The organism is Actinoplanes sp. NBC_00393, assembly GCF_036053395.1.
GTDB lineage: Bacteria > Actinomycetota > Actinomycetes > Mycobacteriales > Micromonosporaceae > Actinoplanes.
This window is the reverse complement of sequence record NZ_CP107942.1, coordinates 4,964,323-4,976,570: the sequence shown is the minus strand read 5'-3', so window position 1 is coordinate 4,976,570 and position 12,248 is coordinate 4,964,323. Positions and strand designations below refer to the sequence as shown.

The 12,248-nt window shown below is 69.2% G+C and carries 10 protein-coding genes and 1 pseudogene; 4 read left to right on the top strand and 7 right to left on the bottom strand.

Translation table 11 applies throughout. The annotated features are described in order from the left end of the window. Window positions 1-145 precede the first annotated feature (145 nt). Entirely contained in the window at window positions 146-910 is a 765-nt protein-coding gene (locus OHA21_RS23385; RefSeq protein ID WP_328476996.1) for an RNA polymerase sigma factor SigF, read from the top strand. 54 nt (window positions 911-964) lie between these two features. On the opposite strand, the gene OHA21_RS23380 is transcribed toward OHA21_RS23385, so the two are convergent. Continuing rightward, a complete protein-coding gene (locus OHA21_RS23380) occupies window positions 965-1,486 on the bottom strand; it encodes a general stress protein (protein ID WP_442875128.1) in 522 nt (173 codons plus the stop codon). Window positions 1,487-1,519: 33 nt separating this feature from the next. After that, complete coding sequence (locus tag OHA21_RS23375) at window positions 1,520-2,443, bottom strand: phosphatase PAP2 family protein (protein ID WP_328476994.1); 924 nt, start codon at window positions 2,441-2,443, stop codon at window positions 1,520-1,522. A gap of 163 nt (window positions 2,444-2,606) precedes the next feature. On the opposite strand from OHA21_RS23375, the gene gsmA reads away from it, so the two are divergent. Both gsmA and OHA21_RS23365 read left to right on the top strand, forming a co-directional pair. Further along, the gene (gene gsmA / locus OHA21_RS23370) at window positions 2,607-3,719 is read left to right on the top strand and encodes a sporangiospore maturation cell wall hydrolase GsmA (RefSeq protein ID WP_328476992.1); all 1,113 of its coding nucleotides are present in this window, start codon (window positions 2,607-2,609) and stop codon (window positions 3,717-3,719) included. 66 nt (window positions 3,720-3,785) lie between these two features. Next, window positions 3,786-6,215 (top strand): ATP-binding protein, encoded by a 2,430-nt coding sequence (locus OHA21_RS23365; RefSeq protein ID WP_328476990.1) that lies wholly within the window; start codon window positions 3,786-3,788, stop codon window positions 6,213-6,215. A gap of 19 nt (window positions 6,216-6,234) precedes the next feature. On the opposite strand, the gene OHA21_RS23360 is transcribed toward OHA21_RS23365, so the two are convergent. Then, window positions 6,235-6,591 (bottom strand): response regulator, encoded by a 357-nt coding sequence (locus tag OHA21_RS23360; protein WP_328476988.1) that lies wholly within the window; start codon window positions 6,589-6,591, stop codon window positions 6,235-6,237. Window positions 6,592-6,784: 193 nt separating this feature from the next. Here OHA21_RS23360 and OHA21_RS23355 point away from each other — a divergent pair. Beyond that, window positions 6,785-7,356 (top strand): annotated as a pseudogene (locus OHA21_RS23355) (HARBI1 family protein); the annotation flags it as partial. 137 nt (window positions 7,357-7,493) lie between these two features. Here OHA21_RS23355 and OHA21_RS23350 read toward each other — a convergent pair. From OHA21_RS23350 to OHA21_RS23335, 4 genes are all read right to left on the bottom strand, one after another. Next, entirely contained in the window at window positions 7,494-8,696 is a 1,203-nt protein-coding gene (locus OHA21_RS23350) for a hypothetical protein (RefSeq protein ID WP_328476986.1), read from the bottom strand. A gap of 157 nt (window positions 8,697-8,853) precedes the next feature. Then, on the bottom strand, window positions 8,854-9,957 hold the full coding sequence (locus OHA21_RS23345) for a glycosyltransferase (RefSeq protein ID WP_328476984.1): 1,104 nt from the start codon (window positions 9,955-9,957) through the stop codon (window positions 8,854-8,856). 6 nt (window positions 9,958-9,963) lie between these two features. Continuing rightward, complete coding sequence (locus OHA21_RS23340; protein ID WP_328476982.1) at window positions 9,964-11,067, bottom strand: glycosyltransferase family 4 protein; 1,104 nt, start codon at window positions 11,065-11,067, stop codon at window positions 9,964-9,966. Further along, the gene (locus OHA21_RS23335; protein ID WP_328476980.1) at window positions 11,064-12,239 is read right to left on the bottom strand and encodes a glycosyltransferase family 4 protein; all 1,176 of its coding nucleotides are present in this window, start codon (window positions 12,237-12,239) and stop codon (window positions 11,064-11,066) included. Before OHA21_RS23335 ends, OHA21_RS23340 begins: the two co-directional genes overlap by 4 nt. Window positions 12,240-12,248: the final 9 nt, after the last annotated feature.

The following is a 12,248-nucleotide window of genomic DNA, read 5'->3' as shown; positions in this document are numbered from 1 at the left end:
ATGAACTCGCTCTGTAGTTCCCGCATTCACGCAACGTCACTCATACTTTCGGCTAGTCGAGGATCGTCTTCTCGGTTAGCGTTGCATCTATGGAACGGTCGCCGCGCGCGGGCACGGCTCTCTGCCCGCTGATGGAGGACCTGGCGTGACCCTTATCGACGTTTCACCGGAGGCGACCGCCTCCGACCTGTTGGACCTGCTGACCACCGCCCCGCCGGACCAGCGTTCCCGGATCCGGGACCGGGCGATCGAGGCGTGGCTGCCGCTGGCGCGTCATCTCGCGCACCGCTATTCCGGGCGTGGCGAGCCCACCGATGACCTGATCCAGACCGCGACGGTGGGTCTGATCAAGGCGGTCGACAAGTTCGACCCCGAGCGTGGTGTGGACTTCGCCGGCTACGCGATCCCGACGATCATCGGGGAGATCAAGCGGCATTTCCGGGACCGCACGTGGTCGGTGCGGGTGCCGCGGCGGCTGCAGGAGCTGCGGCTGGCGATCACCGAGGCGAACAGCACGTTGACGCACTCGCTGGGGCGTTCGCCGACGGTGCCGGACATCGCGGCGCATCTGGGGATCAGCGAGGAGGATGTCCTCGAGGGTCTGGAGGGTGCGCGGGCGTACAACGCGACGTCGTTGTCGACGCCGATCAGTGCTGATGGGAACACGGAGCTGGGTGACACGCTCGGTGGCGAGGACCATGAGTACGAGATTGCGGAGACGCGGGTGGCGCTGGGCCCGGCGCTGGCGACGCTGGACGAGCGGGAGCAGAAGATCCTGACGCTGCGTTTCTACGGCAACCTGACCCAGTCGCAGATCGCCGAGCAGATCGGCATCTCGCAGATGCACGTGTCGCGTCTGCTGACCAAGGCCCTCACCAAGCTGCGCAGCCAGCTCGACAGCGAGTACTAGGACGGGACCACACGAAGGAGCCGGGGTGCGCCGCACCCCGGCTCCTTCGCCGTCTCACTGGGCGCCGCTGGCCCGCCAGTTGATGCTGACCAGCAGCTGCCGGGCCTGCTCGGCCACCTCGGCGTCGGCGAGCACCGCGTACTGGGCAGCCTGCAGCGAGCTGCGCGAGGTGAAGTCGCGCCGGCCGCCGGTCGCGGCGTGCGCGATGGCCCCGAAGATGGCGCCCCAGACCGCGCCGATCAGCACCGTGGTCAGGATGACCGCGAACCACCCGGAGTCGCTGAACAGGCCGAACAGCAGGCCGATGAACAGACCGAACCAGGCGCCGCTGGCCGCGCCCGCGATCGCCGCCCGGCCGGTGGTGAGCCGGCCCAGCACGTTCTCGACCAGGCGCAGGTCGGTGCCGACGATCGAGGTGCGCTCGACCGGGAACTTGTTGTCCGAGAGGGTGTCGACGGCCTGCTGAGCCAGCGCGTACTCGGGATAGGTGCCGACCACGACGGTCGGCCCGGTGAATCCGGTCGCACCGGCGGTCTTGGCCGGCAGGTCCGGAACGCCGGCCGGTCCGGGCGGCACTCCGGGGGGGTGTGTTGTCGGCGGGGGTGGTGGTCATTTCGTGCCTCCCTGGACGGGCCGGCCGGCCGGCGGTTCGACCGCCGTGAGCCGGACCCAGATGATGAACGCTCCGGCCACGGAGGCGACGATGCCCGCCGCGCCGGTGAGGAAGGCGAACCGCCCGGACACCAGGTCCGGCAGGCCGCCCTCGGACAGGGCCACCGCGAACAACCAGCACAGGGTCACCGCGGCGGTGATCAGGCCGGAACCCGCCAGAACCACCATGACCAGGCGGTTCGGCAGGTGCAGCGGCCGGGGTTCGCCGGAGCGGCGCAGGCGCACCACCCAGGCGGTCAGGGCGCCCCAGGCCAGCACGATCAGCAGCGCGGCGACCGCGTCGCTCGGCCGGTGCCACTCGGCCCACACGGTGGCCACCGCGACGATCGCCACGTAGGCCGCGCCGATCAGCCCGACCGTGCCGCGCAGCGCCCGCGGGAAGACCAGGACCAGCACGAACGCCACGCTGGCGGCGGCCGCGGTGTGCCCGCTGGGGAACGAGTTGGGCGCCGGGAAGTCGTCCAGGTTCGGCCGGGACAGGCCGGCCTTGAGCAGCTGGACGGTGACGTTCGCGCCGATCACCAGCACCGCGGCGGCGATCGAGAGGTCGAGGCGGCGGCGCAGCGCGCCGAAGGCCGCCGCCAGCAGGCAGACCAGGGCCAGGCCGGCGAGCTGAGTGGCATTGAGCGTACGCGTGAGCACCTCGGTCACCCGTGGATGGTCCACGTCGCCGCCCCGCATCGAGGCGGTGTCCACGAGCTGTCCCAGTGCGGTGCCCACGAACACCCGGTGTACCGCGTACGCGCCGACGGCCGCGGCGATCGCGACGAACAGTGGCGTGACGGTGTGCCAGGTGCTCCGGTGCGGGGTGTGGGCCCGGGTGGCGGCGGGCCGGGTCGGGCGCGGCGCGACGGCTGTCATGACGACACGGCTTTCCCCATCCGCCTGATTTCCAAGCACCCCGATCGCGTACGCCACAACGGTCCCACGCACCGCAACGTATCCGCACCCTGCCGGGCCCGATCGGCGCAACGCCGGAACCGGATCTTCGTTCTCGACGCCTACGGAACGAAGGGGACAGTTCATGAGGCACAGCACCCGACGACTACTCACCAGTGCCATGCTGGTGCTCGCCGCCGGGACCGGGGTGGGTCTGTCGCCTGCCGCGGCGTACGCGGCCGGCTACACGGCAACCGTCGACGTCAGCAAAACTTTGAAGGTCCGCTCCGCACCCTCGACCTCGTCCAAGATCGTCGGAACGCTCCGGGACGGCCAGAAGATCAAGATTGCCTGTCAGGTGAAGGGACAGTCCATCCGTGGAAAGGTCCGCACCACGGCGGTCTGGGACCGGCTGACCGACGGACGTTATCTCTCACACAGCTACGTGCGGACCAGCGCGAAGATCCCGGCCTGCAAGCCGGCGGTCAGCTCCACGGGGTACGTGACCGGCAAGGTCCGCAGCTCGGACGGCGCGGTCAACGTGCGTACCGGCCCGGGAACCACCGGAACGGTGTCCCGCAAGATGGCGAACGGGGCCGCGCTCAAGATCGCCTGCTCGGTGACCGGCACCAAGGTCAAGGGCACTGTGCGCACCACGAACCAGTGGGACCGGCTCAGCGACGGGAAGTACATCTCCCACGCGTACGTCGTCTCCTCTGCCGTGAAAGCGTGCCCGGCGGCCAAGCCGGCGCCCGCCAAGCCCACGCCGGCCCCCGTGCTGACGCCCGAGCAGTTCATCAAGGCCGCGGCGCCCGGCGCCCAGCATGGCTGGCGCCAGTACGGCGTTCCGCCGTCGGTGACCATCGCCCAGGCCATCCTCGAGTCGGGCTGGGGGCGCAGCAGCCTGTCGGCGACGGACCGCAACTACTTCGGCATCAAATGCCAGAGCGGCTACTACGGTCCGCACGCCACCGGCTGCCACGTCTACAAGACCAACGAGTGCGACAAGGCCGGCAAGTGCTTCGCGACGTCGGACGCGTTCCGCACCTACGCCTCGATGGCCAGTTCGTTCCGCGACCACGGGCACTTCCTGCGCAACAACAAGCGCTACACCCCGGCGTTCGCCTACACCAAGGACGCCGACAAGTTCATCTACCAGGTCTGGAAGGCCGGGTACGCCACCGACCCCAAGTACGTCTCGAAGGTCACCGGGATCATGAAGACCTACGACCTGTACCGCTTCAACACCTGGAAGTAGCAGGGCAACCTCGCCCCCGTTGGCCGAACCCCGGTCGGCGGGGGCGTTTTGCGGCTTACGCTCTATATGGTGGAGGGACGCCAGAACGGAGAGCGGCGGGTTGCCGGCCCGCTGCTCGCCGTCGCGGTACTGATCATCGGGCTGGTCACCGCGGCCACGGTGGCGGCCGGCCTCCGTTCGGCGCAGCGGGACAAGGCCGACCAGGTGATGGACCAGCGGCACGCCATGGCGCTCGGCGCGGTGCAGGGCGAGATCAGCCGGTACCGCGCGCTCCTCGAATCCCTCGCCGCGGGCTCCTCCACCGACGACGACCTGACCTGGGACGACTTCGACGTGGCCAGTTCACCGCTGGCGGACGCCCGGTTGATCGGGGCGGCTGCGGTGGCGTACGTCGTCCCGGTCCGCACCGAAGAGATCCCGGCCGCGGAACGCCTCTGGCGTGCTCGCGGAGCGAGCGGCCTGCGACTGCGGCCGCAAGGGGACGCCGAGGAGCACTACTTCCCGATCTTCATCCGGGCGCTGAGCGACACCGGCACCCCGACGAGCGGCACCGACCTGCGGGCCGCCACCGAACTGACCGACGTGCTGGACGACGCCCGGCGGATCCACACGACCGCCGTCTCGGACACCTATTTCCTGCTCCAGGACCGCGACGTCCCCGCCGGGCAACGTCAGCAGTCGTTCGTCTTCGCCACGCCGATCTGGACCCGCGCCAACATCCCCGAGTTCCGCGGCTGGATGGTGCTCGCCCTGCGCGGACAGGACTTCCTGGCTCAGATCCTGGATACTGCCAGCCAGGGCCAGCTCTCCGGCAGCCTCATCGCGCACAACAGCGACGGCAGCCAGGTCACGATCGTCGACCGGCCGGTCGCGGGCGAACCCGACCTGGTCCGCGACGACGAGTTCGCGATGGGCGAGCGGTACTGGACGCTGGTGACCCGGGCCGACACCGGCCGGCTGCCCGGCGCCGGCAGCCACCTCCCGGCCATCGCCCTCGCCCTCGGCAGCGCCCTGTCCCTGCTGCTCGCCTGGCTGGTGTTCGTCCTGGCCACCGGCCGGGCCCGGGCCCGCACACAGGTGGAGATCGCGACCGGCGAACTGCGTGCGGCCGAGGAACGTAGCCGCCGGCAGGCCGGCCTGCTGGGCGCCGTGCTCAGCAGCATCAGCGACGGCGTCAGCATGGTGGACGACACCGGTAGGTTCCTGCTGCAGAACCCGGCCGCCAAACGCCTGCTCGGGATCAACGACGACAACGACCAGCCGGAACAATGGCAGCAGCACTACGGCATGTTCCGGCCGGACGGGAAGACACCGTTCCCGCTCGACGAGATGCCGCTGATCCGCGCGCTGCGAGGCGAGCCGGCGGACGGGGTGGAAGCGGTGATCCGCAATCCGGCCCGCCCCGACGGCGTCCTGATCAGCATCGACGGCCGGCCGCTCGACGTCAGCGCCGGCCAGCACGGCGCCGTCGCCGTCTTCCGCGACATCACCGCGCTGCGCCGCTACGAGACCGACCTGTCGATCTTCGCCGGGGTGGTCGCCCACGACCTCAAGGCGCCCCTGGCGGTGGCCCGCGGGCACGCCGAACTCGCCCTCGACGACCTCCCCGAAGACGCGGACGCCCGCGACTCGGTCCGCCGGATCGTGCAGGTCGTCGACCGGATGGACACGCTGATCGAGACGCTGCTCGCGTACACCACGGCCCGGCACGCCCCGCTGCGCCTGACCGCGGTCGACCTCTCCGCCCTGGTCCGCGACGTGGTCCAGGAGCGGGTCGCGCACCTGCGCGACGACCAGCCGGCGCCGCAGGTGACGGTTGGCCCGCTGCCGCCGGTCCAGGCCGACCCCGGCATGCTGCGGCACGTCCTGGACAACCTGGTCGGCAACGCCCTCAAATACGTCCGTCCCGGCACCGTGCCCCAGGTCTCGGTGACCGCTTCCGCCGAGGCGGATGGCCGGGTGCGAATCGAGATCGCCGACTCGGGCATCGGCATTCCGGACGCCGAGAAACCCCGGATCTTCGACTCGTTCCACCGCACCGAGGAAGCCGCCGGCTACGCCGGAACCGGCCTCGGCCTGGCCATCTGCCAGCGCATCCTGGAACGTCACGGCAGCGACATCGGCGTGGCCGACAACCCCGGCGGGGGTACGCGCTTCCACTTCACCCTCCCGGCGGCGATCCTTCCGCCGGTACCCGATCCTGTTGAGGAGTCCATCGTGACCAGCAGTTCCGCCGATCCCGCGGCCTCCGCCGCGTCTCCCGACGCCGCTGCCTCAGTGGCCGGCTCGGCCTCCGCCGCCGCTGCTTCCGCCGCCGGCTCGGCTGACTCGGATACCTCCGCCGATGACGAGGCGGTCCGTGCCGCACTGGAGCGTGCGCTCGCCGAGCGTGCGGCCATCATGAATGCCGCCCAACTGCCCGGCATGGGCGGCCCGCCACCGTCCCTGGAGGAATCGGAGATTTGGCGGCACGCCCGAGCCCACGGCCGCGACTGAGCCGTCTCTCCGGACTCGCTCAGGCCGGCAGCAGCTTCGCGATCAACGCCAGCAGCTGGGCGGGCACGAACGGCTTCAGCAGCGTCGCCGACGCCCCGGCATCCTCGGCCCGGCCGTCCCCTGGCAGCAGCGACCCACTGGCCACCACCACCGGAATGTGCCGCAGATCATCGTCCGCCCGGATCGCCCGGCACAGATCCAGCCCGGTCATGAACGGCATGTCGACATCGGTGACCACCAGATCCGGCCGGTGCTCCCGGATCGCAGCCAGCGCTGCCGCTCCGTCCGCCGCCGCGACAACCCGGTGCCCGGCCCGTTCCAGAGAGCGTTTCAGCACGTACCGGATGTCCTCATGGTCCTCCGCTACTACAATCACCCGTAGCCTCGTCTCCTGATCACACTCATCCCCGTCGTCCGGGATACCGAGTCAGGACGACGCCGAGAAACGGTCGGCGGCGTTCGGGAGTGAGTAGATCACCAGATCGCCGATCTCGCGCTGTCGGGACTCTTCCGTGCAATGAGGCATTCCGAGCAACATCTCGGTTACTGCATGTAGCGAGCCTATTGGCGCCGGTCGCTCCCCGAGCCTGCACGGCGCGCTACTCGCCACCAAGGCCGCCGGTCACGACCACGTGAACATCGACGGGATCCTCGTAGAGACCGACCGCTGTCAAACACCGGGTCCCACGGTCGGCGTCGACCTCTGGTGGTCGGGAAAACATGACAACCACGGCGGCAACATCCGGGTAGTCACCGTGCCCGACGGCTGGCCGATCTGGACCTCCGACGTGCGACCCGGCCGTGAACACGACATCACCGCACTACGCACCCACGACGAGATCCTGCCCGTCCTCACCGCTGCTGGCGCCGACATGCGCACCCTCGGCGACCTTGGCTACGAAGGCGACTCCGACACCATCACCGTCGCGTTCAAGAACCGAAGAACGCCAAGCTCAGCCCCATCCAGCAACAGCTCAACAAGGCCCACAACAGCCTGCGCGCCATCGGCGAACGCGGAAACTCCCTACTCAAGATGACCTTCAAAGCCCTCCGCAACATCAGCCTCAACCCCTCGCGGATCGGGAAGATCGTCGCCGCCGCGCTGGTCATCCTCCACATCGAGCACGACCGAACCACGTGACCGTCAGTAGTCGCTTGCGCGGAATGGCTCAGTGTGGCTTGCGGGCATCGCAGAATCCCGCCGGCGAATAGATGATCATGTGGTGATTGAGCCTTCTTCGAGGGCTTGTAAGTGGGTTACGAATGCCGCCGGCTCCGTTAAAAGGAATGTTTCCAATGCAGGCTCAAGTAGACGGTCAGGAATGCTGACATCACGGTCAACAGTGTGATTACCAGGACGATCCTCAGCCTGCTTCGCTCGCTCCAGAAGACAAGAGGGAGTAGGAGCGGGAACGCAGGCACGAGCATCCTGGCCTTCGACCAGTAGAAGCCTGCGCCCGTGAAGGCGACGATCAGACAGATTGCGGCGTACAAGAGCAACGGCCACGGCACCCGAGCGCGGACCGCCGCGAACAGGAGCAGCGAAGCGGCCGCTAAGACAAGACTGACCTCGGCGTATTCGAATGGCGCCGAGCCGCCCAAGAAGGAGCTACGTACGAATGAGTAAACGAAGAACCGTACCGTATAGAAGCCGCCGTCGAATGACATGTTCCATGCCTGGCTTTGTGCGTAGAAGTAGCCGTCAATCCGACCGAGACGGACGGCGACCCACGTCATAAAACCGACTAGGCCCAGTGGCGCCAGCAGTATGGCGGCCCAGGCGCGCCACAGAACTGGTTTCCTCCATACGGCCAACAAGGCGACCAGTACTACAGTCGCGATGAGGGCTGCTGCAGTGGGCCGGGTCAAGCCGGCCAGCAGTGTGAGGATGCCTGCAGTAAGCCACTGGCGCCGTAGGAGGGCGAACAGTCCGTAGGCGGCCAAAGCGGTGAACACGGATTCGCTGTACCCCATGGATTGGACCATCGCGTGGGGGGTGACTGCCCACAGAGCCGCTAGCAGGATGCCGGTACGCGGGCTGCGGATGTGCGAGCCGATAGCGTATAAGGCAGCGGCCGCCGCGAAAGCGGCAACATTGGCGACCATGAGAAGCGCCGCACCGACGTCGACGTGCAGTGTTGATTTCACTGCCGCTGTCAAAGCCGGATAGAGTGGAAAGAAGGCGAGATTGCTTTGCTTGAGCAATCCGTTTGAGTCTGCCTTCACAACGTCGTCATAGCCGTTAACCGCAATGTCTGCATACCAAGTAGCATCAAAGGCCAGCAATAGTCCGCGCAGATCCTCGTGCTGGATGTTGGCGGCTATTGCCAGAGTGGCGAAATTGATTGCACGCAGCAGGGTATACAGGCTCAAGGCAACGGCAAGGCCGTGTCTGCGCCGTCCGTGCGTGGGAACCGCCTCGGCTGTCGCTGACCTGACCGCGGTCGCGGTTTTACCGGACGTGTCCGGAACCGATTTCACAGTCCCTCCTGTAGTCGCCTCAGGGAGATCGTCGTCGAGACCCGGGGTCGCCCATACCGCAGCGGCCGGGTTGCAGAGCGAGGTAGCCGCAGGTGATGTGGCTTCTTTCGTGGAAGCAGCGACGGTGCCGAGTTCACGCAATCCAGCTCACGGCAACTCAAAGCCGGGCCAGTAGCAGCCGGTATGCTTCAACCACTGAGTCGGTTGTAGCGGCCTCGCTGAAGGCCGCTTCAGCCCGCCGCCGGGCTGCGGCTCCCTCTCGGGCGGTAAGGTCGGGACGCCGCAGCCGCATGAGAACTGCCTCCGTGAGTGCATCCTCGTCAGCGGCTGGCACTACGGTGCCGCCCGGCGCGAGCGGGCCGTCCAACAGAGCTTCCCGGCTGCCTGCTACGTCGGTGGCGACGGTAGGTCGACCGGCCGCCATGCCTTCTAGCAGTGACAGCGACAAACCTTCCCAGCGCGATGGCGACACCATGATGTCAGCCGCCTGGAACACCGGCCGTACGTCTTCGCGGGCAGCCCGGGTCACCACGCCGGCTCTAGAATCACGCGCATCGCGGTAGCCGTCGCCCACAAGCAACAGCATCGCGTTCGGCTCTGCGGCGCGAATCCGGCGCCAGGCTTGTACGGCGATGTCCTGCCCTTTCTGCTCGGACCGGCGGCCGACGACTGCGGCGACGAACTTGTCAGCGGGCAGGTCCAGTGCATCGCGGGCGGCCTGCCGTTCCGGCTCGGTGGACGGATGGAAATGGTCCAAGTCGACCCCGTTGAGCACCAGCCGCCCGGGACCGGCCACGCCGTGTGCGATGCCTTCCGCCCGCTCGTGTCCGCTGCAGTACAGGGTGAGGTCGGTCCAGCGGGTCGCGTACCGCTCCCAGCGGATCGCCGCGAAGCGCGCTTTGCCGGTGGCGGCGAGGAACGACCAGGCGTGCGGCTGGAAGACGGTCGGCCGGCGGCCGCGTACGGCGAGCCGCCCGACCAGCCCGGCCTTGCTGGAGTGCAGGTGCACGAGGTCGGGCCGGCCGGCTGTGATGATCCGGTCGAGCGCGCCCATCTCCGCCGCGACACTGCGCCCGGGCTGCCGGTCGGACTCCCACCGTTCCCAGCGCACCCCGGCGTTCGCCAGTTTCCCGGCGAGCGGGCCGGCCGGGCAGGCGACGGTGACGTCGAGCCCGGCGTCAGCCTGAGCCCTCGCCAGGCCGAGAACCACCCGGCCCACCCCGCCGGTGGTCGGCTGGGTGACGTGCAGAACAGCGACCATGACGTGTCAGCCCTTTCGCTCGTAGGTGCTGAGTGCCAACTCCTGGAACGCCCGTGCCACCCGGTGCCACCGGAACTGTTCGCTCCAGGCCTGCGCGGCGCTCGACATCCGGGCCCGCCGGGCGTCGTCGGTCAGCAGGGCGATCACCGCGTCGGCTACCTGCCGGGGGTCTGCCGGGTTCACGAGCAGGCCGCTGACCTGGTCACGCACCGCGTCGACGACGCCGCCATGGTCGCCCGCGACGATCGGGAGCCCGGCCGCGGCGGCCTCGGCGTAGACGATGCCGAAGCCCTCACCGGCCCGCCCGTCCGGGCTGGTGCGGCTGGGCAGCAGGAAGACGTCGCTGGTGGCGAGGAGCCGGTCGCGTTCCGAGTCGTCGACCAGCCCGAGCAGCTCCACGTTGGCGCCGAGGCCGCGGGTCCGTACCTGATCGCTGAGCCACCCGAGCCGGTTGCCGGCGCCGGCCACGATCCAGCGAACACCGGGCACCTTCTCGCGGATCATCGGCAGGGCGTCGAGCACCACGTCGTGGCCCTTGTAGGGGTCGTTAATCCTGGCCACGGTGAGCAGTGTCGGCCGGTCCGGGCGGGTGGCGCCGACAACCTGCGCGGGCTCCGGAATGCCGGGCGGGATGACGGTGAGCGGACCGGCTTCCGGCGCGACCGAGCGGACCAGCGATGCGGTGTACCGGCTGACCGCGATGCCTTGGTCAGCGCGGCGGGCACAGAGCCGGGTCTCCCGGGACCAGGTCGGCACTTCCTTGGCGTGGTAGTACTGCAGCCACACCGCGCCGGTGGGCAGTTTCGCGAGCGCGGCGGCGTATCCGCACCGGACGTGCATGTTGAGCACGATGTCCGGGCGGAAGCGCCGGGCCCGGGGCAGCGCGGCCCGGGTCAGCCGGGCGATCGCGCGGCGGCCGCCGCGCGGGACGTTGCTCACCCGATGCACGGGGTACGCGGCAGCAGCATCCCACTCCGGTGAGTCCGGTTCCTCCAGGGCGAGGATCTCCACCGGTCCGTCCCAGCGGTCGGCCAGCCCGAGCGCGAGCGATTCGATGCCGCCGACTGCCGGCGGAAACACTGGTGTGACGATCTGCAGGCGGGGGTTCATCGGCGCATTTCCTCGTACCAGTCGATGTGCCGGGCCGCGACGGTGTCCCAGGACCAGTGGGTGGCCTTCGCGCCGGGCAGCGAGCGGCGTGCCTCGGCGAGAGTCGCGGGTGAATCGAGCAGGGCGATGATGCCCTCGGCGATGTCGGCGTGGTCGGCACCGGCGGTGACGAACCGTGGATCCATGTCGGCGACCAGCTCCGGGTTGGCGCCGACCGGTGTCACCAGGACCGGGGTACCGCAAAGCAGCGACTCCGCGGTGGTCAGGCCGAAGCCCTCCAGCTCGGTGGTGGGCATCACAGTCAGGGTGGCCCGCCGGTACCATGCCAGCAGGTCTTCGTCGCTGACCCGGCCGAGCAGCTGCACGTTGCCGGTCAGGCCGAGCGCGGCGATGTCGGCCTCGATGCGGCCGCGCAGGTGCCCGTCACCGGCGATCGCCAGCCGCGCCCGGGGATGCTTCGCGACGACTGCGGTCATCGCGGCGATCAGCTCGGTCACCCCGGTACGCGGGGTGAGCCGGCGCGCGGTGAAGAGCAGCGGCTCCGGGTGCGGAGTTCCGCCCGGCTCGAAGACCGCGGTGTCCACGCCGCCCGGGATCAGCATGGCCTCGGCACCGGCCCGCGGCGACAGCTCGGCGACCTGGCCGCGCATGAACTCGCTGAGCACGGCCACCCGCGAGGCCTGGTTCACGACGGACGCTTCCACCCGGCGCAGCGCACCGACCACCGGCCGCTGCACCACACCCGGGAGGGCGTACGTGCCCTGCCGCTCGACCAGCAGCTCCTTGTGGACCGGCGCGTGCAGGGTGTAAAGGAACGGCCGGGTCGCGGATCCGTACGGCCGCGCGAGCGGGAGCATCGGCAGCGGGAAGTGGCCGTGCAGCAGCGCCCGCGGGTGCTGGTCGAGGATCGAGCGGATCGACCGCCACGTGCGCCACGGGTACTGCAGGGCGAACGACCTGCTCGCCTTGCTCGGGACGTCGTGCCGGATCACCCGGACGCCGTCCGTGCCGATCTCGGTGTCCGGCGAGTCCGGCAGCACCCGCTTGCCGACCACCGCGGCCTTGACACCGGCCCGGACCAGGGCAGCCGCCAGTTCACGGACGTAACGTTCGAGGCCACCGAGTTTGTCCGGCGCCACCGCGTTGGTCATGAGCAGAACGTCGATCTCCATGTCGCTCCT

Bases quoted from the DNA above. Each gene is read 5' to 3' on its own strand.
- OHA21_RS23375 (WP_328476994.1), bottom strand. From the start codon at position 2,443: ATGACAGCCGTCGCGCCGCGCCCGACCCGGCCCGCCGCCACCCGGGCC.
- gsmA (WP_328476992.1), top strand. From the start codon at position 2,607: ATGAGGCACAGCACCCGACGACTACTCACCAGTGCCATGCTGGTGCTC.
- OHA21_RS23365 (WP_328476990.1), top strand. From the start codon at position 3,786: ATGGTGGAGGGACGCCAGAACGGAGAGCGGCGGGTTGCCGGCCCGCTG.
- OHA21_RS23345 (WP_328476984.1), bottom strand. From the start codon at position 9,957: ATGGTCGCTGTTCTGCACGTCACCCAGCCGACCACCGGCGGGGTGGGC.
- OHA21_RS23340 (WP_328476982.1), bottom strand. From the start codon at position 11,067: ATGAACCCCCGCCTGCAGATCGTCACACCAGTGTTTCCGCCGGCAGTC.
- OHA21_RS23335 (WP_328476980.1), bottom strand. From the start codon at position 12,239: ATGGAGATCGACGTTCTGCTCATGACCAACGCGGTGGCGCCGGACAAA.